This window comes from Shewanella sp. DNRA4, assembly GCF_012843185.1.
GTDB lineage: Bacteria > Pseudomonadota > Gammaproteobacteria > Enterobacterales > Shewanellaceae > Shewanella > Shewanella xiamenensis.
Genome location: NZ_JABAIP010000007.1, coordinates 220,232 through 243,903 on the forward strand (window position 1 = coordinate 220,232; position 23,672 = coordinate 243,903).

Below are 23,672 nucleotides of genomic sequence, written 5' to 3' on the forward strand. Positions count from 1 at the left end.
TAAGAATTAAGGAAATTCACGAAATATTAGCTTAACTCACAATCCGTAGAGGCATAAACTATAATATGCCATTGATTATTAATGAAAAATATTTTGGCATAATTCTCGCTTATGACATTTAAGCATCAATTAATAATTTCGAGTGTGGATGTTGTTTCTGTCGCACAGATTTTGGATTCGATAAGGAGTTTTCAATGTCATTACTACGGTTAATTTTCAATATTGCTTGGTTTGTCCTTGGTGGATTTGTGATGGGCCTAGCCTGGTGGCTTGCGGGGATTCTGTGTTTTATCAGTATTATCGGTATTCCCTTTGGTCGCGCCTGCTTTGTGATTGGTGAATTGACCTTCTGGCCCTTTGGACAAGAACAAATGAATCGCCGTCATTTAACTGGCCGTGAAGATTTAGGAACAGGCGCCTTTGGCATGGTGGGCAATATCATTTGGTTCTTACTGTTTGGGATTTGGTTGGCTATTGGTCATTTGGCCCATGCTCTTGCCTGCTTTGTGACGATTATCGGTATCCCTTTCGGGATCCAACATCTTAAGCTGGCGCTGTTAAGCCTAACGCCGATTGGGCAAACCATAGTAGCGAAAGCGTAATAACCATGATCGCAAGGCGTAAGGCATATCACTCAGCACTACTCAGCATCTGTGGGTAGTGCTGATGCATAGTTCGGCAGCGATTGCACTAATTCTGCTATTCATTGAGTAAATCAGCGCTATCAGCAAACTGATCACCCGTATCCTGCTCCGGTGAGCAGATGATTTCAAAGAGATAATGCGCCAGTTTAGCTGGCGCATCTATGGTGATGTCATGACCACAATAGGCCAACACAACTAAGTCGACCTTAAAATATTGTACCAATGCCCTGCTGGTTTGGATCTTGACTAACCCATCGCGATCACCCGACAAAATACTTACTGGCACACATAAACATGCTGAGCCGCGATAATGAAATGCCGCCCACAACTGATTACTCGCGGTGTTAGACAAAATGATGACAAAACTTGTCATCTCACAGCTTTGGTTAGGTGCAAAATAGCATTACTGACTTAAGGCTTCTTGCTGAAATAACAAATCGCCCATAATGCTATCAATATCGAGCTTCGCTAAACCTTGATCAAAAATATCCCGCCAACGCCGTCCCTCTTCTGTATTACGAAACGCGACATAAAGTTGTTTATTGGCAATCAGTTGTCGATTGACCTGTAACTTATCTGCGAGCGGCTGAAGGTGGGGTTGTTTAAGTAGATAATGCAGCACATTAATATCAATCACAGCGCCGTCAATACGACCAGCCGCCACCTTTTTGATATTTTGCTCATCGGATGTTGCCGCTTCAACAGGTTGACTCCCTGAAGCAATCATTACATCCAGCGAGTCGGTATTCACATAATCTTGCACAATACCTAAAGTATAACGATTCAAATCGGCTAAATGATGCCAACTAATGGGACGGGATTTTTGCTCAACAATACCTAATGGGCTAATACCAATCGGTTTAGAAAAAATAAACTTATCGGTTTCAAAATAATATTCTGGAAAATAGCCAATGTAGTCAGAGCCTGGCATAACGGCTAATTTAATCGCACGGCTCCAAGGGTAAAAATCCACGATAAGTTGTTGTTCCATTTGCTCAAACGCCGCCTTAGCCACCGCAACACTCGCGCCTTGGTGCTGGAGTTGATAGCCGGAATACGGCGGCCAAAGTAATGACGTTAGCTTCAGCGTGTCAGCAAATGTCGTATTTGCCACGGTTAATAGGCAACTAAACATCAGTGGGCACCAGCGGATCATAATGCCTCCATCAAAGACTCATCTATTAATCGCTAAAAAAACAAATAGCTCATCGGTTTAACTCTATTCAGTATAATCAGCCATACCTATAGGTACAGCGAATAATTGTTATCTGTTTAGCCTTGTCGAACCACGCTAAGACAGCAATGTTCGGAGTAGGCAGAACTATCGACGCCAAAAACGACATCTTTACGACAAGGGGAAGACTCAAGGAAAACCTTATGGTAATGCGACAATGTTATCCTTAAGCATAGATAGCCATATAAAAATAAACCCAAGCGTTCAGGCTTGGGTCGGTTTGAGAGTTTATGCCTTTAGGCATTAATATCTTCGTACAGCTCTTGATACATCAGCTCACGCATTTTAAATTTTTGGATTTTACCCGTAACGGTCATCGGGTATTGGTCCACAAATTTGATATAACGTGGCACTTTAAAATAGGCGAACTTTTCGGTAAGGAAATGACGAATATCCTCCTCAGTAATCGACGCCCCTGAGCGGACTTTAATCCACGCACAGACTTCCTCACCATATTTATCACTGTGGACACCAAACACAGCAGCATCTTGCACATCTTTGTGGGTATAGAGTTTTTCTTCAATTTCACGGGGATAGATATTCTCGCCCCCGCGAATAATCATATCCTTAATCCGCCCCACAATTTGCACGTAACCTTGCTCATCCATTTGGCCAATATCGCCCGAATGTAACCAACCTTCACTGTCAATTGTGGCGGCGGTTTTTTCAGGATCATTCCAATAACATTGCATGATGCAATATCCTCGGCTACAGACTTCACCGGGCTGATTAATCGGCAGCACTTCGCCAAACTCATTGACAATTTTCACTTCAGTATGGGGTAACGCCCGACCAACGGTGAGAACACGCTTCTCCACTGGAGAATCGATTTCAGTAATGTGATTTAACGGACTACACTCGGTTTGGCCATAGCCGATTAACACCTCCTGCATATACATCAACTGCTGTACACGACGCATAACCTCTTCAGGACAAGTCGCACCCGCCATCACGCCCGTACGCAACGAACTGAGATCAAAACGTTTAAATTCAGGATGTTCTAACTCGGCAATAAACATTGTAGGGACACCATGTAATGCGGTGCAACGCTCACGCTCAATCACTTCTAAGGTCGTGAGAGGATCGAAAGAATCTCCCGGAAATATGGCCGCAGCGCCCTTAGCCAAGCAAACGAGATTACCTAGCACCATACCAAAACAATGGTACAAAGGTACGGGGATACAGAGCTTATCATCACAGGTAAACCTCATCGCCTCGGCCACTAAATAACCGTTATTCAAGATGTTATGGTGCGATAAGGTCGCCCCCTTTGGGCTACCCGTTGTGCCAGAGGTAAATTGGATATTAATCGCATCATAGGGGCTGAGTTCATTGGCAATACGCGCAAGCATTGCTTTATCATCTTCGCTCACCTCGATTAATAAATCATCGAAGTTCAACATGCCGGGAGACTTTTCAGCTCCCATGCGGATCACAAATTGCAACTCTGGTAATGCCTTAGCCTGCAATTGACCCGCAGCGCACTGCTTAAGTTCAGGCGCCAGCTGGTAGATCATCTGCAAGTAGTTGCTGGACTTGAATTTATCAGCGCAGATCACCGCGCGACACCCCACATTAGTCAAGGCATATTGTAATTCTTCAGGGCGATAAGCGGGGTTAATACACACCATGATGGCGCCAATTTTGGCAGTAGCAAATTGGGTTAAACACCACTCAATATTATTGGGTGACCAAATACCGACGCGGTCTCCTGGACCTATGCCTAATTTGAGTAAACCTGTTGCAAGCGCATCGATTTGTGCAAGATATTGACGGTAATTCCAGCGAATATTTTGATGGTTAACGACAACGGCTAACTGTTCGGGATAGGTGTTAGCAATATCGTTAAGGTATTGTCCTATGGTTTTTTCAACAAGTTTTGGGGCGTTAGCTCCCCGAAACTCACTATATTTAAGTGGACTAGTAGGTTGATTTGTTGCTTGAGTCTTTGAAGCAGACATTAAGGCCTCCGTGCTTTTTATTATGGTTAGCGTGGTCAAAACTAACCAATCCACGGAACATGTCACAAGTAAAAAAATCCAGTATTAGACTAAAGAGTAAGGTCATCCCCTTTCCCTAAAGCCCGATTAACGGCTCATAAATACATCTTGGTTATTGGATGTTGGTGCCTCTAAACACTGCAGACGCTCCATAATCGCCAGTAGCACTCCTTGGCGGCGCATATTCTCTAACACCCCTGGGCTAAAAACCTCTAAACGTGTCATTGCGGTCAATAATAGGCGGCATTGGGCCACACTGGCATCACCGATATAAGCAGGCTTATCCACCAAGTAACTGTTATTATACCAATAATCCCAAGTAAAATTAGCAAGTAACCAGCCCTGAGCGGTTAAATCGCTAATAAATTCCAACATGCGATCACGGTGTAAACTCGCATCACCAGCAGTGAAATCCTTAAGATATTTAGTGTATAAACCACAGTCTGTCGTCATTGTTGAAGCTTCCATAGCACACCTCACTGATTTCAACATTACTCTTATTTATAAGCTAGGGATTGAAAAATTCGCTTGGGTTTAACCTAAACTCGTCAACTTTGCTTGTATTGAGTTGTGATATTGCATTGCTGCAATTGCAGCATCAGTCATACCAGACTCGATAGTGATGACAGGGTAAGCGGTGTTAACTGAACACTGACTTAACGGTTCAAAATACGCAGCCATCAATACAGTTAACTGGGAGGTCAGTAAAAACTAAGATAAACTCAAGGAATTAACGCGATAAGACTGTTATTTCAGTAAAAGGACACAAAATGAATTACTGGCTTATGAAATCGGAACCCGACGAATTTAGTATCGAAGATCTTAAAGCAAGGCCTAATCAAACCGAAGCTTGGTTTGGGATCCGTAACTACCAAGCACGTAACTTTATGCGCGATGCCATGCAAATTGGCGATCAGGTCTTCTTCTATCATTCAAGCTGCAAAGTACCCGGTATTGTCGGCATTGCCGAAGTCGTCACGAACGCCTACCCGGATAGTACGGCCTTTGATCCAGAATCAAAGTATTTTGATCCTAAGTCAGATCCTAGCAACCCAAGATGGCTAAGGGTCGATATTCGCTTTGTGGAACAATTCAAAGAAATTATTCCTCTCAGCTTAATTAAAAGCTTGCCGCAGTTAGCTGATATGTACCTAGTATCGAAAGGCTCACGGCTAAGTATTCAACCCGTTACCGCCGAGCAATGGCAAGCCGTACTGATGCTCAGATGTTAATGGCATATATTCAGCTAAAGTTCATTTAAGCTAAGCTAGATTGGCCCTAACAATGCAATACCCAAGGAAGTGAGTATGAATAAATTAACTGCAACACTAATGGGTGGGGTCGTGCTCAGTCTGCTAGCCCCGTCGGTCACTTTGGCGAAACCTGAACATGACAAGAGAGATACTGGCTTACCTCCTGGCCTACAGAAGAAAGTAGATAAGGGTCAGCCTCTCCCTCCAGGTTGGCAGAAAAAACTGCACCGTGGTGATATCTTAGATTACGATATTTATGACCGCGGACGTATTGTTGTGCCCTTAGATAGAGAGGGAAGGATCAGTATCCAAGTCGAGGGTGCAATTATTAAATTGGATGAAAAGAGTCGCAAGATCCTCGATATCGTCAATATCATTACTGATTAGTGCAGATCATTCGTTGGCACGCTCAACTATTTTTGAGAGTGCCAACATTTTAGCCAATGCTTTTATCTCACCTTAAGTTGATTCCGATGACTACATCGTTATCGGCACATTAATAACAAGTGTTACATCTAAGCAACATGCTGATGTTTATCATATCTTTACGCTCTGCTGTTTGGTCGAAAATCGGTAGGATGTTAGACTCTGCAAATATTAAGCTGCGCATAAATATAAGATGAAACGGCTGCCGTGGCGTGCAATAACTGAAGCCGTATCGATGCTAAGCATCTTAAAACCTTCGCGTACAACACAGCTTAAACTCAATAAAACAAGCATCAAAAAAGCCATTATGTCGCGAACCTTATGGGATGATGTGCTTGACGCACAAGCCAAATTGCATGCATCCCATCCACATAATGATCGCAAACTAACGCTGGATTTTGAATATGGAACAAACTTCACTTCAACGGGTTAAGCAAGCGATTGTTGCAGGTTTTTGGGCATCGCTGGCCAGTATTGTCGTGGGTTTTCTATTTAAACTTTGGTTAGCACAATGGGTAGTCAAAGCTGATCTTGCACTCTATCACACTGTTATCGATATCATTTCGTTATCACTGATCCTGATGACAGGGTTTCGCTCTTCTATGGTAGTAACCTACTCTCAAACCAAGCAAGATGTGGATATCACTAATATATTCCGCTACAGCTTAATCGCAATGGTGCTGCTCGCATGGGGCGTCGTGTTACCTTATATCAAACACAAACTCCAGCTTAATGTAGAATATTTTCAATTGGTTGGGATTATTTTGAGTATGGGGCTCAAGGTCTATTTTACCAATCAAATTGCCATGTACAGGCTATATGCTATCTCCAATCGAGTCACTTGGTTAGAGCCACTCGCGCAAGTCACCAGCTTTTTATTCTGTTTTTATGGGTTACAACAAACTGCTATTGCATCACTCTTTTACAGTATGACACTGTCATCACTCATCGTTGCCTTCTATATGTACTTCAAACGGCGCAAGGATATCGCCACTCCGCCCTTAACTGCGGTGCATTTTGATACGGATTTACGCAAATTTATGAAGAAAAGTCTGACCGCCTCGATGGAAGCGGGTGCCAGTATCTTGATGATTTACATTACAGTACTACTGACTATTGCTTATTTCAGCATAGACGAATTGGGTGATTTCCAAGTGGTAGTGCGGCCGATGATCACATACCTCACCCTGCTTTTTGTCTTCCCCATTTACCGTTTTGTACTACCCGAAGTCGCAGTGTGCGTGCGAGAAAAACGCTTTGAAGAGGTTCAGCAAATCAAATCATGGCTGACAAAAGTTTCGTTGTGGGTCAGCGGAATATTTTTCGTGATGATGTTATTCGCAAGTAAGCCATTGGTGGCTTGGTTATTTCCTGAGCAATACCTTAAAGCCGCTCCGGTATTAATGCATTTCTCCATGTTCTTTATCTTTATGATGCTTAATGGCTATCAGTTAGCTAATCTCAAAGCCCATGGCTATTTTACCCAAAGCCTACTCATACGCCTTAGTGGTATCGTCGTACTGATTGGTACTTTCTACGCTTATCGATTGTATACAGAAAATGTTGTGGCGGTGATTTTGGCCTTAGGCACAGGTTATTTAATGATGTATTTGATATCAAGACAGGTTGAAAAGCGCATTCAGCAAGGTCTTAAACACAAATAAAACCCGCTTAAGTAAACCAAAAACGACAATAAAAAGGCATCCCATAAGCTAGTTTGGGATGCCTGACCAATAGAAAGCGCGATTACTCGAGTGTGCAGTTTATGTCGATTTGACCGATATCTTAACGTCCATCAATCATACGACCAAGACCGCCGAGGACTGAACCTTCACCGCGGTCGCTACCTCCAGCAGAAGGGGCGTGAGCAATAATACGATCGGCCATACGCGAGAACGGCAGACTCTGCAACCATACCGTGCCATGGCCCTTTAAGGTCGCTAAAAATAACCCCTCGCCACCAAAAAACATCGATTTTAATGAGCCTGCACGCTCAATATCATAGTCAATGCCTGGGGTAAAACCGACGAGACAACCGGTATCGACCCTTAAGGTCTCACCTTTTAGTTCCTTTTTAATCAGCGTGCCACCTGCATGGATAAACGCCATGCCATCGCCTTGTAAACTCTGCAAAATAAACCCTTCACCACCAAAAAAGCCTGTACCTAAGCGGCGGTTAAACTTCATGCTCACGCGAGTTCCGAGTGCGGCGGCAAGAAAACTGTCTTTCTGACAAACCAGCTCGCCACCATATTGGGCGAGATCTATCGCCAAAATCGTACCAGGATAAGGCGCGGCAAAGGCGACTTTGCGTTTTTGATGTCCGAGGTTCGTAAAGTGCGTCATAAAGATGCTCTCCCCACTCAACGCCCGCTTACCCGCACCCATTAATTTGCCAAAAAAGCCTGACTCTGGCTCGGAGCCATCGCCCATCTTAGCCTCGAAGCTAATGTCCTGCTCCAGATAATTCATTGCCCCCGCTTCGGCTATTACGGTTTCGTTGGGATCAAGTTCGACCTCAACCAACTGCATACTGTGGCCGATGATTTCATAATCCACTTCATGACAACGTCTAGACATACGATTCCCCTTTATTCTGTCGGTCCTTATTGACTGGGCGTACTACATCCACATCGCCCACTTCTGTGAGTTACTTTATGACATAAAATGTCAAAAGGCGATTATTTTTATTGTTCTCGTTGTTTCAAATCATTTCGTAATATGAGGTTTATCCTAATCCAACGCCGTTAAACTGCTCTGCTTTAGCAAATTCCTCTAAAATCAACTCAGTAAATAGCTTACCCGCACGCCCTAGGGGCCGCTCAAGCGTCGACACTAATTGGGGGATAAAGGTATAACGACTGCCACCGACAAAGTCGACCTCCACCAACTCACCGCTCAAAAGTTCCTCTTGCACTAAAAAGTCTGGCAGCCAGCCAAAGCCGAGTCCTTTTAATAACGCATTCTTTTTCATAATAAAACCAGAAAGATAAAACACTTTATCACCGCCGAATTGCAGCTCATCTCGATAGGTTTTATTGGGAGAGGAATCTTCGATAGTCAACTCAACGTGCTGCTGTAACTCGGATAAACTGATTTTGTTTAATTGTGCCAACGGATGTGACGCGCTAGTCACCAGCACGCTAGTAATCGCTGGCAGCGGCTGTGGATGATAATAGGGGCCGGTGCGATAGTCTTTAACTAACATCAGATCCGCATTATCACGTTCGAATCTATGCTGTACACCGCCCAAAAACTCCATATTAAGCTGAATTTTTGTCGGGATTTGATGCTCAGCCATTCGTTTCAGCGCCGTCATAATCGGCTCCATCGGCAAGGCGCCATCGATCACTAACTCAAGTTTTGGCTCCCAACCTTCACTAAAACGACTGGCTAGATGTTCAATATTGGCAAGGTGTTGTAACAGTCTTTGTCCCTCGGCCAAGATCACCCGCCCTTCACTTGTCAACTCTGCTCGGTATTGGTCACGGCTAAAAAGCTGCACACCTAAATGTTCCTCTAGCTTTTTAACCTGATAGCTCACCGCCGATTGCGCCTTATGCAAACGCTCGGCAGCCTTAGCAAAACTACCCTCTTCCACCAGCACTTGCAGCACATTAAAAGCATCAATATCGATGCGCATGGGGACTCCTTGGCCGAATAAAAATGTCACGCAATCGCAACGAAGCGTAAAGTAGTTAATACCATCTATTTTTTAGATTGAGATGACAGATTTATTATTCTTTTTTTTGTTCATCTAAGCAACTAAATTGATAAGAAGATCACAGTAATGCAACTTGCAACATAACAATAAGCGCTGTAGGCACAGCTCACAGCGCATAAAACTCAAGGATCCACCATGCCATTTTATGTGAAACAAGGCCAAGTAGCCCATAAGCGCCATATCGCATTTGAGAAGGAAAACGGCGAGCTATACCGTGAGGAGCTGTTTTCAACCCATGGTTTTTCCAATATTTACTCGAATAAATATCACCACAATATGCCGACGAAGGCATTGGAAGTCGCGCCCTACCACCTCGGTCACGGTGCCCAATGGGATGATTCATTAGTCCAAAACTATAAACTGGATTCGCGCACAGCCGATCGTGAAGGCAACTTCTTTAGCGCCCGCAACAAAATCTTTTATAACAATGATGTGGCACTTTACACCGCAAAAGTCACCCAAGACACGCCGGAGTTTTACCGTAATGCCTACGCCGATGAAGTAGTGTTTGTACACGAAGGTGAAGGCACGCTCTACAGTGAATATGGCACCCTAGAGATTAAAAAATGGGATTATTTAGTGATCCCCCGCGGCACCACACATCAGCTCAAATTTAACGATTACAGCAATGTACGTTTATTCGTGATTGAAGCCTTTTCAATGGTGGAAGTGCCAAAGCATTTCCGTAATGAATACGGCCAGTTACTCGAATCAGCCCCCTACTGTGAACGCGATCTACGCACGCCAGTATTGCAAGCTGCCGTAGTTGAACGCGGCGCCTTCCCGCTGGTGTGTAAATTTGGCGATAAGTACCAGCTGACAACGCTAGAATGGCATCCCTTTGACCTTGTAGGTTGGGACGGTTGTGTTTACCCCTGGGCATTTAACATCACCGAATACGCGCCTAAAGTTGGCAAAATTCACTTGCCGCCGTCAGATCACTTAGTGTTTACCGCCCACAACTTTGTGGTATGTAACTTTGTGCCGCGCCCCTATGACTTCCATGAGCGTGCCATCCCCGCGCCTTACTACCACAACAACATCGATAGTGACGAAGTACTGTACTACGTCGATGGCGACTTTATGAGCCGCACCGGGATTGAAGCTGGCTACATTACTCTACACCAAAAAGGCGTAGCGCACGGCCCGCAGCCCGGCCGCACCGAAGCCTCTATTGGCAAAAAAGAAACCTATGAATATGCAGTGATGGTGGACACCTTCGCCCCACTGAAACTAACCGAACATGTGCAAAATTGCATGAGTAAAGACTACAACCGCTCCTGGCTAGAAAACTAAATCTGCTCGGCAGAACTAGTGAAGGGTTTATTAACTAAGCAACTAGCCGTAAGTCACCACTGCAAACAAGGCAAAAAGAGTGACTGCGTGTTGAATTAATCAAGAGGAACAGATCATGGCAAGCGAACTCAATCCACTGGGCTTATTAGGTATCGAATTTACCGAATTCGCCAGCCCCGACAGCGATTTTATGCACAAAGTGTTTATCGATTTTGGTTTTTCATTGCTGAAAAAAGCCAAGAATAAAGATATTTTGTACTATAAACAAAATGATATTAACTTCCTGCTCAATAAGGAGCGCGAAGGGTTTTCGGCAAAATTTGCCAAATCCCACGGTCCTGCTATTTGCTCTATGGGCTGGCGTGTGGAAGATGCCAGCTTTGCTCACCGCGTAGCGGTGGAGCGCGGCGCCAAAGCGGCCGATGATTCGGCTAAAGATCTGCCCTATCCGGCGATTTATGGTATTGGCGATAGCTTAATTTATTTTATCGACACCTTTGGTGCCGACAACAATATCTATGCCACTGACTTTGAAGACTTAAGCGAGCAAGTCATCACCCAAGAGAAAGGCTTTATCGAAGTCGATCACTTAACCAATAACGTCTATAAAGGCACCATGGAGCATTGGGCGAACTTCTACAAAAACATCTTTGGTTTTACTGAAGTACGTTACTTCGACATCAGCGGCGTGCAAACCGCACTGGTGTCCTACGCCCTGCGTTCACCCGATGGCAGTTTCTGTATTCCGATTAACGAAGGTAAAGGCAACGATAAGAACCAAATCGATGAATACCTGAAGGAATACAATGGTCCAGGTGTACAACACTTAGCCTTTAGAAGCCGCGATATCGTTAAATCTCTGGATGCAATGGAAGGTAGCTCGATTCAATGCTTGGATATTATTCCCGAATATTACGACACCATTTTCGATAAAGTCCCGCAAGTGACCGAAAACCGTGAACGTATCAAGCATCACCAAATTCTAGTGGACGGTGACGAATCAGGCTATTTATTGCAAATCTTCACTAAGAACCTGTTTGGCCCAATCTTTATCGAAATCATTCAACGTAAGAACAACTTAGGTTTTGGTGAAGGTAACTTTACTGCCCTGTTCCAATCGATTGAGCGCGATCAAATGCGCCGCGGCGTACTGTAACAACAGTGAGCGAGATAGATTGAATGATGCCGCTCGCTTTACTGCGAGCAGCATTTTTATCGCTAAGCTTTTTAACCGCAAACATGGGCTAGGTTTATGCCGTCTGCTGCGCGAGTTGAGAATCCTCATGTAACTCGGCAAATAAATAGACCAAACATAAACTGTTTAACGGCATGACGGGGTTAGTCCAAATCATTCGGCTGTGACGCCCAGCGTCGCCGAAAATCTCGAGCAATAAATCCGAAGCGCCATCGAGTGCTTTGGGATGTTCAAAGCAAGATTGATGAACATTTAGCACCCCTTCTAAGCGGTAAATTTGTTTTATTCGCGACAGCTCACCACAAGCCTGTTTCAATTGCGCTATGGCATTTAGGGTAGCAAGACGACAGGCCGCGTAACCTTCACCAACAGTATGATCTGCGCCCAATTGTCCTTGATACTTTAGCTTTCCCTGTAAATAGGGAAACTGACCCGAAGTCATTAATTGGCTACCAACAATTGAATAAGGTTCGTAATTTCCAAGAGCCGCAGCAACTTCAGGTAATTCAAGCCCAGCAGCCACTAACCGCGATTCGGGAGTATTCATCATAATGTCATCTCCGAAGAAGAGGCATTTGTAGGATTAAGCAGCGGTGCTAACCACGTCGTCAAATGCGAAGGATTGGCTTCCAGCCAGTTCGCAGCGGCCTCATCTTCCGTCATTCCTTGTCGATTAACCGCATAATCGAGTTCTGCAACAATTTGATTCGATAACACTATATTATCAAATACTTGAATTTGTGCAGGCGAGAAATTAATCGCTAACTCGCGTTCACGGGCGAGCAAAACCGCTTTATCTTTTCCCCCGAGTAACCCTTTTGAGTCCTGAAGATCACGAATACCATATTGATGGTGTAAAAATTGCGGATGCCACAATGGCACAATGACCCAGTCCCGTACTGACACTGCCGATTCAAATGCCGCCACACAATCGGCCTGAGTACCCGTTCTAAACTGATAACCTGCCGCAGCTAATCCATATTGCGCCATGATATTTTTAGAAAAACGGGTGATACCTGCACCTTCACCAATACCTTGAATAATCGGCCGCATCCGTTGTTTTACCTCAGGTTTAAGTAAGTCTTCAATACGTGAAACCGCATCTTCAGGCACATAATCGGGTACACCCCAAAGTGCGTAAGGCTCATAATGTAGCCCTAATTCACGCGTTGCGGCTTGAGTCTCAACCTCCTGCCGATACACGCCATGACTGTGAGGTAACCAAGCCGAGCAAAGTAAATCTATCTGCCCAAGCTTGAGCCGATTAAAATTGGCCTCATGCAGGGCATAACTTAGCTCAACTTGTTTGCCCATCCGTCGCATTACTTGGGCAACAACTGCCGCCGTTACCCGATGAAAGCTTAAATCCGTTACACCTAAACGAATTGGCATTGTATGATGATGGGCATGTTGGTCATTACATAATTGTTTTTGTTGAAGATCATCGATTAAGTTCATTGCTATCGCTCCAAGGGAAAACAAGCTAGATGAGGCAACACGCCCACGGTTATCAATTGTGCTATCGTGCGAGATCGCCTTACGACATTTAGGCTGATCCCTCAGGCAAAATTGCCAATCTTTCCATCGCGACGCCCACGATGGCGTTATCTCTTGCATAGGGAAAAATCATTTCCACAGTAATGCCATTGGGATCTTCAATAAATAATTGATGCTCTCCAATCTCTGGAACAATTCGCTCCCTAAATGGGCATTGTTGTCGGCATAGATGCTGCTGCATTTGGGCCAAATTCGTCCCCCGAAAAGAAAGGTGGTCAACCCGACCCGAACCAAACAGTGCACTGCTCTCGCCCAAATAAGCATCTAACGCTCGACTGCCAACTTCCACTAAATGCAAAATAGGTTTCTCTTGCGCATAAAGCCAATGACCAGGAAAACCAAACCGTGGCCGCCAACCTTGCGTTAACCCAAGGATGACTTGATAAAACTGAACCGTTTCAGCCAATATCGGGGTACGGATCGTAAAGTGGTCTAATCCAACAATATTCATGTGATTTACTCCTGGTTTTAAGCGTTAGTTACCCGGAACGCCGGCAGCTAATGGCTTAAAGCGGAAGATATAATAAGGTGGACGATTTTCTGCTTTGCCATTGTTTAATGCAGCTGACAGCGGCAGTTGGGCAGCGCCAGTATACAGGTAGCCCTCTTTGCCAAAGCTCACACCATCAGGCCACACCATGCGCTCGTCATACACATAGGTTTGATATTGGCGCCCCGTGGCAGGGATAATGCCGATAGCGCGCTCACCCACATCGGTTAGATAAAGATTATCTGCTGAATCAATACTTAACCCGCCGTTATTTGGCTTATCCGCGTATTCTTCAACCTTGGCGGACAGCGCCTTCGGGCTGAGATCCGGGTTAAGTAGATCTGCCATCGCGACACGATAGACTTTGTCCTTATTCATCGGCGCAAAATAAAGCCAATGTTGGGCATTGTCTAAGGCAATACCATCGGCGCCAACAAACACGTCAATACGCTTTGGATTGGCACTGGTACTATCAATAATCAGCGGTCGCTTCAGATCAGGCATCACGCTAGTATCCCCCTGTAATACACGCCGACTCTTACCTGTGATTAAATCCACGACAACTAAGGCAGCCTTATCACCAACAGGACCAGTTGCAATACCTTCATCAGCAATCACAATCGCTTGATGACGGTTTGAAATAACAAAGTCATTGTGCTGCGATTCAGGAATAGACACAGGGAATGGCAACGGAATAATCCGGTCTAATTGATTTTTACGGGTATCCCATGCCACCAACTTAGGCTCAATTCGGGGTTCAGCTTGGCCAGAATCGAGCAACCATACTCGGTCCCGATCGTCGGTTCGCAAACCTAAAACCCAATTTAAACAAGTATTAGGATCTTTCGGTTTTCCTTGAGGATCATGACATTGTTGCCAATCTGAATTAGGAAATGGGTTTACTTTGCCATCTGCCAACAATTCACCCACCTTGACTTTAGGTTGATAAAAAGGGTGATAACTAAAGATAAGCCTATCAGTTGAGGTAAAACTAATGCCGCCAACAGCACCATCAAGCGTGGCATAAACCTCAGGTTGCGCCTGTGGTATTGCAGCTTGCTGAGCCATCAGGTTAGGTGAGATAAATGCTTGGCCTGTTAACATGACGAGCGAAGCGATGAGGGGGTGATAAGAATTAAATTTCATAAGCTTGCTCCTATTTTGAACCCGCTAATACAGTCAAATTTGCTTCAGCTAGGCGATGTTGCCATAGATAAAAACCCACTAAGGCGGGACTAGCATTGGCGTCAATCGGTAACTTCGCAACATCCAAGGCATGCACCGTCCATACATATCGGTGTTCACGTCCCTTAGGTGGGCAAGGGCCAAAAAATCCTGGCTTACCTAAATCCGTATTGGCCTCAATCGCCTCAACGGGTAATATTCCTCCATTTACCCCACCTTCCAATTGATTGATTTGTGATGGAATGTTGTAAACCACTCGATGCCAGAAACCACTACCAGTGGGGGCATCTTTATCATAAAAAGTGACCGCAAAACTTTGAGTACCTTTTGGGGCGTGCTCCCAGGTTAACTTTGGAGCCAGATTGGCACCCGAACAACCAAATTGATTCCAATAATAATCGGCCGGAATAGAGGCATTAGGTGTTAAATTACTCTGCAAGCTAAACGTTGTAGCGCTATCTAATGAAGTCGTTTTAATGGGTTTATCTTGCGCACTCATGCTTACCGGACTTAATAACATAGCACTGGTTATAAGAGACAATTGAAACAAATAAGCAGTAGAAAATCCTTGTATCATCGTATTCACTCACTATAGAAATAGAATTGTGAACAAGCATAACCTGAGTTCTTAGTTTGATAAGTCACGCTTTATTGATATTAGTTTCAAAAATTATTAGATAATCTCTTAAGGTATTTTTTAATTGAATAAGTTATGCTGCATATTAATCACTAAATCACATCAACATAATTTACCGTATCTCGCGGCCATAAAACTGCAATGCCACTTAATATGACCTTTATGCTTAGGCTGCTTTCTATTCAGCTGCTTTCTATTCAAAAAATGAGGAAAAATCCATGTATCAGCCTTGGTTTCCACTTAAGACTCCGCTACAGCCCTATCCACTAGTTCATTGCCAACTAGATAATCTTTCATTAACACTTAGTTGGCAGCAAGACTCTGTGACCATGACAATCCATTTCGATACCATTGCGGGATTACAGGTAGTTGATGAATCAAGCTATCAGACTTATTTGAGTCATGTTGGTAATCGTAATATTACCTTTCCGTTAGATGAAGACCTAAACATCAGCGCAACAAGCAGTGAATATTTTAGGTTGCCATGGCCGATATGGAAGTCGGTAAAAAATACCCGGCTTGATTGTTATGGTGAGCTAGGCAAACACATTTACACTCAGTTATACAGTTATTATATTGTTAGCCAAGAATGCGTATATTTAATTGATACCGAATGCGAACCTGAAGTTACACAATTGCTCATTTAAACATAATTGATTATTTAAAAAGCACTGTTTTAAAAGTCTTATATCAATATCAGCCTAATTGGGTTCACGGTTAATCATATGTAAAAACGCGAGCATAGCCTGTTCATCTTTAAACGATACGGTTACAAGAGACTTGTTTACAGGAAATCCTATTTAAACAAGCCATAACCGTTCTTTTCGTAAATTGGACTACTAGCTCTTGGTAATCATCCTAATGGTTCACTCTCTCCCCTCATTCGAAACAGAGAGTTAGCGGTAAGTAACCCCATTCAGCCATAGAAAAAGAAACATCATCCTGTCTACGTTGGCTAACTTAAGCATTTTCATTACACTAGCGTTCCAGTTAATTTCATATAGACCGCTTAGACCATGCCAGACTTTGCCTTACTCGCTGTTTTTATTCCGACGTTCTTTTTTGTTTCTATCACACCGGGTATGTGTATGACACTCGCCATGACACTCGGGATGAGCATTGGTGTACGCCGCACCCTGTGGATGATGCTCGGCGAGCTTGTGGGAGTTGCCTTGGTCGCTACAGCGGCAGTCATGGGCGTAGCTAGCATCATGCTTAATTATCCTGAGGTTTTTCAGGTGTTTAAATGGGTTGGCGGCATTTACTTAGGCTATATCGGTGTGCAGATGTGGCGCGCTCGAGGCAAGATGGCGATGCTCAGCGATGATGACACTAATCCAAGAGCCAGTAACTTTACCTTAATTTCACAGGGCTTTATTACCGCCATTGCCAACCCTAAGGGTTGGGCGTTTATGGTGTCACTCCTACCGCCCTTTATTAATGCCGAGCGCGAAGTCGCGCCGCAGCTCCTTGCTCTACTGAGCATTATTATGCTGACAGAGTTTACTTCCATGTTGGCCTACGCCAGTGGCGGTAAGAGTCTGAGAATATTTTTAAGTCGCGGCGATAATATTCGTTGGCTAAATCGTATCGCCGGTAGCCTAATGATTGGCGTTGGGATCTGGTTAGCGGTGAGCTAATCAAGTATTCACTCTTGAGTGATATGTACTTAGCACATCACTCTTTTATGTAGACCCATTAGCGTCGCAGCAACGCATTTGTTGACGCAACGCTTCACTTTTGTGGTGGTTATTGGCCCTTTTTATAGGGCAACACTTCACACATCTGCTGCATATACACTTGCATTTGCGCGGCTTCCTCCTCGGTAAAATGAGCAATCGCTCGCTTAAAGTCGGGATGGGCAATATTATGATAGGAATAGAGTGCCACAGGCTCAAAACCGCGCAGCACTTTATGTTCCCCCTGCGCGCCAGCATCAAATACATCAATCCCATGGGCGATGCAGTATTCAATGCCCTGATAATAACAGGCCTCAAAGTGTAATCCCTCAAGCTCAACAATACTGCCCCAGTAACGACCAAACAGGCATGTCTGCCCCTGCTCGTTGCGCCCCGTAAAATACAGCGCGCCCGCTAACATCTGCCCTTTCGCATCACTCACAACAAGCAAGACAATTTGCTCGGCCAACCGCTCGGCAATCATGTTAAAAAATGTTGGAGTTAAATAACCCCTATGGCCAGAGCGCTTAAGGTAAGTTAATTGATAACATTCAATAAAATGCTGCCATTGCTGACTGCTAATATCCGCTCCCGCGACAAATTGATATTGCAATCCATAGGGTTGGATCTGAGCGCGCTCCTTGAGGATGTTTTTACGCTTACGGGAAGTCAGCACCGCTAAAAAGGCTTCAAAATCCTTATAGCCACGGTTATGCCAATGGAACTGGGTGCTTAAACGCCGAAGTGCGGTGTGATTAGATGCCTCTGCAAATAGCGCTTGCTGCGAAGACGAGACAAATAAACTATGCCACGAGGACATAGGCGTATCCGCATTCGCTAATTGCCCATTTAAACAAGACAATACGGCAAGACTTAGCTGCTGCGCCTCCTCTGCCAAAAGCGTAGGCGACAGCCCCATCCGCCGCCCTTGCACTGGGGTAAACGGGATGGCATTTAATAATTTAGGATAATATTCAAGGCCATGACGCTCATAGGCCTGCGCCCATGCCCAATCAAACACATATTCGCCATAGGAGTGGGATTTTTGATAAAGCGGCATCAATGCCAGCAGCGGTAAAGCCATAAAATCTGCGGCATCTTTTGGACTAATGATTACGGTATCAGGCGCTAATTCTTGCGCTAATTCACTGCCAGTGGCGTCGAATACACACAGATGATGTGGACGCCACCCCGTGGCGGCGCAGGCCGACAAACTCTCCTCTAAGCTCAGTAAATAGGCATGTCGGACAAAGGGATTATCCCTCCCCATCAAGCTATCCCAATTATCGGCGTCAATACTCTGCACCGCGCTGGCAAAGGCCAAAATCAGTTGTCTCATTCGTTGAATTCTTATCCGTTAAACACACTAAGCCAAGATCCAAGGTTGCAATTAAGCCTAATTCTCGGCACATTGCATAGTCATAATGAAAATAAATTCAGGATTGAATATGCGCCGCGCAGTACCTTTTAGACCTCTAATTCTCGCCATCGCCATGGCACTGCCTTTATTGTCTTCGCCCACTCTCCATGCTGAAGAGCCTTCGATTTTCAGCCAAATGGCCACGGCACAACCCGTATGGGCAAAACATGGCATGGTCGCCAGCCAAGAAACCTTGGCCAGTCGCACAGGGGTTGAAATCTTGAAACAAGGCGGTAATGCCGTCGATGCTGCGGTGGCGGTGGCATTCAGTTTAGCGGTTACCCTACCCCGTGCAGGCAATATTGGCGGCGGTGGCTTTATGCTCGTTCATCTGGCCAAAGAAAATAAAACTATCGCTATCGATTATCGGGAAATGGCGCCATCAAAGGCAAAAAAAGACATTTTCCTCGATGAGAATGGCGATGCGGTGACTAAATTAAGCCGTGAACATGGCCTTGCTGTCGGTGTACCTGGCACCGTAATGGGCATGAGTTTAGCCCTTGAAAAATATGGCACTATGACCATGGCACAGGTCACAGCGCCCGCCATCAAAATGGCACAGGAAGGGATTAGCGTTAGCCCAGATTTGGCAGTATCCCTTGCAGGCTTAAAGCGCCGCATGAGTCAATGGCCAAGCACGGCAGCCATCTTCTATAAGGCCGACGGTAGCGACTTCCAAGTGGATGATATTTTAAAGCAGCCAGAACTCGCCCACTCCCTGCAACTCATCGCCGAGAAAGGTACCAAGGGGTTCTACGAAGGTGAAACCGCAGAAAAGCTGGTTAAGGCCGTGCAAGAAGCTGGCGGTATCATGACCTTAGAAGATCTAAAACACTACAAAGCCGTCGAGCGTGAACCCGTTCGTGGTCAATACCGAGGATATGAGGTGGTTTCGATGCCACCGCCATCTTCAGGTGGTGTGCATATTATTGAAATGCTTAATGTGTTGCAGCAATTCCCTATCGATAAATTCGGTCACAATACGGCGCAAACTATCCATGTGATGGCTGAAACCATGAAGCATGCCTACGCCGATCGCAGCGAATACTTAGGCGATCCCGATTTTTATAAAGTGCCCGTCAAGCAACTAACGGATAAGGACTACGCCCAAAAAATTGCCAGCCAAATTGCCCTGAACAAAACAACGCCAAGCGAAGAAATCAAACCCGGTAATCTAGCGCCCTATGAGAGTGACCAAACCACGCACTTCTCGGTGGTCGATAAATGGGGTAATGCGGTGTCCAACACTTACACCTTAAACTTCAGCTACGGCTCTGGCTTAGTCGCCAAAGGCACGGGGATTTTACTCAATAACGAAATGGATGATTTTTCCGCAAAACCAGGTACCCCTAACGGTTATGGCTTAGTGGGTGGCGATGCCAACGCGGTGGAAGGTAATAAACGTCCATTAAGTTCAATGAGCCCCACCATAGTGATGAAAGACGGCAAACCCTTCTTAGTAACGGGCAGCCCAGGCGGTTCACGCATCATTACCACCACGCTGCAAATCATTATGAACGTAATTGACCACGGCTTAAACATTGCCGAAGCCAGCAATGCTGCGCGGGTACATCACCAATGGCTCCCCGATGAACTGCGGGTCGAGACCAGCCTGAACCGCGATACCATTTCATTACTAGAAGCCAAAGGCCATAAGGTGAAAGTGCAATCAGCCATGGGTAGCACTCAATCCATAATGGTGACAGACCAAGGGATATTTGGCGCTACCGATCCCCGTCATTCAAGTAGCGAAGCCGTCGGTTACTAATAGCTGATTGATACAAGTGATATGTAAAAAGGCAAGGAAGCCATGTATTGGAGCGATAAGGCTAAGCGCAAAGCTGCTGGATATTGAGCATTCAAGCTAAGCCGCGATAACGACTCTCTCAGCAAGAGTCAAGCAAACGACAAAAGCAGATTATTACTAGCAAATGTCGGGCTTTACATTCGCTAATCTCCTATCACTTAGTGATGTGAATGCCGTGTCGTAATAGACACGGCATTCACAGCTCTAACTTACAGGAATGATTATTTAAAAGTTATAGCTTAGGTTTAACTCAATATTCCGTGGTTCACCGAAGAAACCTTGGTTGTAAAAATCAATGCTGGAGTAATATTTTTTATCAAATAAGTTATTGATATTTAGTTGAACTTTAGCATCGTCTGTCAGTTGATAGCTTGTCATCAGATTGACTAGATAATAGCTATCTTGCTCGGAACGCTCGCCATTGGGACCTGCGTCATCTTTGTAAATTCTACTCTGCCAGCTTAAGTTACCACCGACTGTCAGATCCGCGAGTGCACCATCAAAGTGATAAAGCGAGGATAAACGAATCAGATCCTTCGGTAAATGAGTGCTAAAGGCTGCCCCGTCTTGATCTTCAGATGTACTATGGGTATAGCTGAAAAACAGATCCCAATCTTCTACTGGTCTACCGTTCAACTCAACTTCATAACCTTGGTTAGTGGTTCCGTCCACTCCACGCATTGGATAGCTACCATCTGGTAGAGGTGTGGGATAATTTGGGTCACGTTCTGCCACATTTTGCTTTTGCACTTTAAATACGGCAATACTGGCGGTCAGTTTCTCATCGAAGAAATCCCCTTTCGCACCTAGTTCTATATTATTTCCGGTCATGGGATCTAAGCGCTTATTGTTCGCGTCTTTTGCATCCTGTGGCTGGAAAATTTCGGTATAACTGGTGTAAATCGAGATGCTATCGTTCAGGTTGTATATAAGGCCCGCGTAGGGCGTAAAAACATCGCTATTGTTGTAGTCAGCCGCCGCGTTTGATTCAAACTTATATTGGCTAATGCGGCCACCCAGTAACAACATCCATTGATCATGTAAATTAATTTGGGTCGCGAGATAGGCCCCTTTTTGAATTTCCTCACCTTCTTGATAGATTGGCGTCGACGGATAATTAGGTTCGGCAACTGAGCCATCCCATTCGAAGAAGTTACCAATACTTATGCTATTCAATGGGTAATAGGAATCTGCGGTTGTGTCTTGCTTAGAATACAATAAACCCGCAGTCAATTTATGCTCGCGACCAAAGAGCTCAAATGGCCCTGAAGCAAATAGTCGCGCTGCATCTTGTTTACGGGTCGATTGATAGATCATCGCCGATGCCCCCATTCCTAACCCTGTCGTTTTATCCGGTGCGCCATAGAGATACAGCAAGTGTCCGTCCATCTCATCTTCACGATGTTCGACGTCAAATTTAAGGTCCCAATTATTATCAAAATCATGTTCAAGCGTGGCAAAGACATTCGCGCCATTACGTTGCCAACTCGACCAAGAGGCTGCGGTTGTGGTCGAGCGAGGTAGATCATTGGCCAAACTGCCATCCGCATAAAATAGAGGAAGACCACCCCAAGTTGAGCCTTTTGGATCACGGTCACTGTAATCAGCACCTAGGGTAAATAAGGTACTGTCACTGAGTTTTGCCGTGATCACGCCATAAACTTGGAGGTTTTCATCTTTGGCAAGATCAATATAACTATCTGATTTCTCATAGGCAGCGACAAAACGAGCCTGCACAGCACCACTATCCGTCACATCAACAGAGGCATCGCCTTCAACGCGGTAGCTATCCCATGAACCGACTTTTGCGCTGACATAGCCGCCAGGTGTCGCTTTAGGACGTTTGCGGATAAGGTTAATTGCCGCCGATGGTTCGCCCGCTCCTGTTAAGAGTCCTGTTGCTCCACGGACCACTTCTACGCGGTCAAATAATATAGTGTCAGTTGAGGCGTCATTAAAGAAACTCGAATAGTTAACGGGCACACCATCAAACTGGAAATTAGTAATGGGATTACCGCGAGAGCTAAAGAAATAGCGGTTGGTTTCAGCTTTTTGAGCATAAATGCCAGGGGTTAAAAACATTAAGTCCGCGACACTATTGAGTGAGAAACTTTGAATAAACTCTTGATCGATAATGGTAACGGATTGTGGCGTTTCCCGCAGAGTTAAAGGTAACCCGGTTGCCGTTGCGGCCTTATCTAAACGACTTCCCTTGATACTGATGACCTCAATATTAGTCGCGGACTTGTCTTCACTTGCGTAGGTGCTTGGTGCGAATAAAAAACTCGCAATGAGTGTAGCTAACAGCGTTTTTTGCATCATGATTCCCCATCATTGTTGTTTGAGAGATGTATTCCAATTGAAAATAATTATCAATACACAGTTGATAACAATTCTCATTACATTTACACTCTGAAATTCGTAAAATGCTGGGAACATCACATGCTGAAGGCGGGCCTCAATGTTGGTTTATGTAGCATGGCTAGCTAGATCGCCATCTAGATCTTATTCGATACTCTCTGTTTTACGGGCCTTTAGGATTCACTCAGCAATAGATGAAACTCACCTATTGCTTACCGCCATGCGTTCAATCCTTATGAATAAGATTGACTTAGCATTAACTCACTCTATATTATCCAGCTCTAACATATGAATTAAAAAGGAATTTATTGTGTCAATGTTCTTGCTGATTTTGCTGTTACTCTTCTCTAGCATGATGTTTTTCGGCATATTGAGTTATTCACTCGGTCGCAAAAAAACGACAAATCCTAAGCTCACAGGGATGCTTGGCGCGATACTGGGATTATTCCCTTTATTGGGCGTTATTTTTTTGATTGTCTTAGTGCTAAAAGCTGATATCACAACCCCGAGCATCCCCCAGGAATAGTCACAAGCTCTAGTTAATTTAGAGCGAAAATATTATCGCAATAAGTTGTTTCGCCAGAAGAACTCTTCAAGAGACAGTTGGATTTGTGTTGGTTTCAACTGTCATTTCGGATGTCGATCTTAAAGAAGATACTGACTCCCTTTGGGACAAAACCTTGCTAGATTTTTTACTTAAATTCATTAGTTTCGGGTTAATATTTCTATGGGTCAACGCCTGACTAAGGGGTTAGCAACACAAT

Annotated in this window: 23 protein-coding genes; 10 read left to right on the forward strand and 13 right to left on the reverse strand. The window is 44.7% G+C overall.

The window, feature by feature from the left end; translation table 11 throughout:
• Positions 1 to 194 precede the first annotated feature (194 nt).
• On the forward strand, positions 195 to 602 hold the full coding sequence (locus HG547_RS09760; protein ID WP_011072069.1) for a YccF domain-containing protein: 408 nt from the start codon (positions 195 to 197) through the stop codon (positions 600 to 602).
• Between the two features lie 97 nt (positions 603 to 699).
• On the opposite strand, the gene HG547_RS09765 is transcribed toward HG547_RS09760, so the two are convergent.
• The 4 genes from HG547_RS09765 to HG547_RS09780 form a co-directional block, all read right to left on the reverse strand.
• Positions 700 to 1,017, reverse strand: a complete 318-nt coding sequence (locus tag HG547_RS09765) for an alpha/beta hydrolase (protein ID WP_248278731.1) — start codon at positions 1,015 to 1,017, stop codon at positions 700 to 702.
• Positions 1,018 to 1,047: 30 nt separating this feature from the next.
• Complete coding sequence (locus tag HG547_RS09770; RefSeq protein WP_169547736.1) at positions 1,048 to 1,800, reverse strand: transporter substrate-binding domain-containing protein; 753 nt, start codon at positions 1,798 to 1,800, stop codon at positions 1,048 to 1,050.
• A gap of 314 nt (positions 1,801 to 2,114) precedes the next feature.
• Positions 2,115 to 3,839 (reverse strand): AMP-binding protein, encoded by a 1,725-nt coding sequence (locus HG547_RS09775; protein WP_169547737.1) that lies wholly within the window; start codon positions 3,837 to 3,839, stop codon positions 2,115 to 2,117.
• A gap of 126 nt (positions 3,840 to 3,965) precedes the next feature.
• The gene (locus HG547_RS09780; RefSeq protein WP_169547738.1) at positions 3,966 to 4,346 is read right to left on the reverse strand and encodes a DUF6508 domain-containing protein; all 381 of its coding nucleotides are present in this window, start codon (positions 4,344 to 4,346) and stop codon (positions 3,966 to 3,968) included.
• 302 nt (positions 4,347 to 4,648) lie between these two features.
• On the opposite strand from HG547_RS09780, the gene HG547_RS09785 reads away from it, so the two are divergent.
• From HG547_RS09785 to HG547_RS09795, 3 genes are all read left to right on the forward strand, one after another.
• Positions 4,649 to 5,110 carry an EVE domain-containing protein gene (locus HG547_RS09785; RefSeq protein ID WP_037417654.1) on the forward strand — a complete coding sequence of 154 codons (462 nt, stop codon included), beginning with the start codon at positions 4,649 to 4,651 and terminating at the stop codon, positions 5,108 to 5,110.
• A gap of 75 nt (positions 5,111 to 5,185) precedes the next feature.
• The gene (locus HG547_RS09790; protein WP_037425338.1) at positions 5,186 to 5,518 is read left to right on the forward strand and encodes a hypothetical protein; all 333 of its coding nucleotides are present in this window, start codon (positions 5,186 to 5,188) and stop codon (positions 5,516 to 5,518) included.
• A 443-nt stretch (positions 5,519 to 5,961) separates the two neighbouring features.
• Positions 5,962 to 7,221 (forward strand): hypothetical protein, encoded by a 1,260-nt coding sequence (locus HG547_RS09795; RefSeq protein ID WP_069454783.1) that lies wholly within the window; start codon positions 5,962 to 5,964, stop codon positions 7,219 to 7,221.
• A gap of 121 nt (positions 7,222 to 7,342) precedes the next feature.
• Here the strand turns inward: HG547_RS09795 and HG547_RS09800 are convergent, their stop codons facing one another.
• Complete coding sequence (locus HG547_RS09800; protein ID WP_140906875.1) at positions 7,343 to 8,137, reverse strand: TIGR00266 family protein; 795 nt, start codon at positions 8,135 to 8,137, stop codon at positions 7,343 to 7,345.
• A gap of 148 nt (positions 8,138 to 8,285) precedes the next feature.
• Positions 8,286 to 9,200 (reverse strand): LysR family transcriptional regulator, encoded by a 915-nt coding sequence (locus HG547_RS09805; RefSeq protein WP_037417642.1) that lies wholly within the window; start codon positions 9,198 to 9,200, stop codon positions 8,286 to 8,288.
• Between the two features lie 216 nt (positions 9,201 to 9,416).
• Here HG547_RS09805 and HG547_RS09810 point away from each other — a divergent pair, with 216 nt between their 5' ends.
• Positions 9,417 to 10,577 (forward strand): homogentisate 1,2-dioxygenase, encoded by a 1,161-nt coding sequence (locus tag HG547_RS09810; protein ID WP_169547739.1) that lies wholly within the window; start codon positions 9,417 to 9,419, stop codon positions 10,575 to 10,577.
• Between the two features lie 115 nt (positions 10,578 to 10,692).
• Complete coding sequence (gene hppD, locus HG547_RS09815; RefSeq protein WP_055647554.1) at positions 10,693 to 11,733, forward strand: 4-hydroxyphenylpyruvate dioxygenase; 1,041 nt, start codon at positions 10,693 to 10,695, stop codon at positions 11,731 to 11,733.
• A 94-nt stretch (positions 11,734 to 11,827) separates the two neighbouring features.
• On the opposite strand, the gene HG547_RS09820 is transcribed toward hppD, so the two are convergent.
• The 5 genes from HG547_RS09820 to HG547_RS09840 all read right to left on the reverse strand — a co-directional run bounded on the left by HG547_RS09820 (position 11,828) and on the right by HG547_RS09840 (position 15,503).
• Positions 11,828 to 12,322, reverse strand: coding sequence for an Atu1372/SO_1960 family protein (locus HG547_RS09820; protein ID WP_144346313.1), 495 nt, complete (start codon positions 12,320 to 12,322; stop codon positions 11,828 to 11,830).
• Positions 12,319 to 13,230: a glycine betaine ABC transporter substrate-binding protein gene (locus HG547_RS09825; protein ID WP_211164603.1), complete on the reverse strand. Its 912-nt coding sequence runs from the start codon at positions 13,228 to 13,230 to the stop codon at positions 12,319 to 12,321. The genes HG547_RS09820 and HG547_RS09825 overlap by 4 nt, the downstream gene beginning before the upstream one ends.
• A gap of 88 nt (positions 13,231 to 13,318) precedes the next feature.
• The gene (locus tag HG547_RS09830) at positions 13,319 to 13,780 is read right to left on the reverse strand and encodes a VOC family protein (RefSeq protein WP_037417625.1); all 462 of its coding nucleotides are present in this window, start codon (positions 13,778 to 13,780) and stop codon (positions 13,319 to 13,321) included.
• A 24-nt stretch (positions 13,781 to 13,804) separates the two neighbouring features.
• A complete protein-coding gene (locus HG547_RS09835; protein ID WP_211164604.1) occupies positions 13,805 to 14,965 on the reverse strand; it encodes an L-dopachrome tautomerase-related protein in 1,161 nt (386 codons plus the stop codon).
• Between the two features lie 10 nt (positions 14,966 to 14,975).
• Positions 14,976 to 15,503: a YbhB/YbcL family Raf kinase inhibitor-like protein gene (locus HG547_RS09840; protein ID WP_248278732.1), complete on the reverse strand. Its 528-nt coding sequence runs from the start codon at positions 15,501 to 15,503 to the stop codon at positions 14,976 to 14,978.
• A gap of 356 nt (positions 15,504 to 15,859) precedes the next feature.
• Here HG547_RS09840 and HG547_RS09845 point away from each other — a divergent pair, with 356 nt between their 5' ends.
• The gene (locus tag HG547_RS09845) at positions 15,860 to 16,288 is read left to right on the forward strand and encodes a hypothetical protein (RefSeq protein WP_169547741.1); all 429 of its coding nucleotides are present in this window, start codon (positions 15,860 to 15,862) and stop codon (positions 16,286 to 16,288) included.
• A 369-nt stretch (positions 16,289 to 16,657) separates the two neighbouring features.
• The gene (locus HG547_RS09850) at positions 16,658 to 17,281 is read left to right on the forward strand and encodes a LysE family translocator (RefSeq protein ID WP_169547742.1); all 624 of its coding nucleotides are present in this window, start codon (positions 16,658 to 16,660) and stop codon (positions 17,279 to 17,281) included.
• 109 nt (positions 17,282 to 17,390) lie between these two features.
• Here HG547_RS09850 and HG547_RS09855 read toward each other — a convergent pair whose 3' ends face one another.
• On the reverse strand, positions 17,391 to 18,659 hold the full coding sequence (locus HG547_RS09855) for a GNAT family N-acetyltransferase (RefSeq protein WP_169547743.1): 1,269 nt from the start codon (positions 18,657 to 18,659) through the stop codon (positions 17,391 to 17,393).
• A 109-nt stretch (positions 18,660 to 18,768) separates the two neighbouring features.
• Between HG547_RS09855 and ggt the strand changes: the two genes are divergently transcribed.
• Positions 18,769 to 20,508 carry a gamma-glutamyltransferase gene (gene ggt, locus HG547_RS09860; protein ID WP_169547752.1) on the forward strand — a complete coding sequence of 580 codons (1,740 nt, stop codon included), beginning with the start codon at positions 18,769 to 18,771 and terminating at the stop codon, positions 20,506 to 20,508.
• Between the two features lie 264 nt (positions 20,509 to 20,772).
• On the opposite strand, the gene HG547_RS09865 is transcribed toward ggt, so the two are convergent.
• Entirely contained in the window at positions 20,773 to 22,869 is a 2,097-nt protein-coding gene (locus tag HG547_RS09865) for a TonB-dependent siderophore receptor (protein WP_248278733.1), read from the reverse strand.
• A 349-nt stretch (positions 22,870 to 23,218) separates the two neighbouring features.
• On the opposite strand from HG547_RS09865, the gene HG547_RS09870 reads away from it, so the two are divergent.
• On the forward strand, positions 23,219 to 23,434 hold the full coding sequence (locus HG547_RS09870; protein WP_169547744.1) for a hypothetical protein: 216 nt from the start codon (positions 23,219 to 23,221) through the stop codon (positions 23,432 to 23,434).
• Positions 23,435 to 23,672 lie beyond the last annotated feature (238 nt).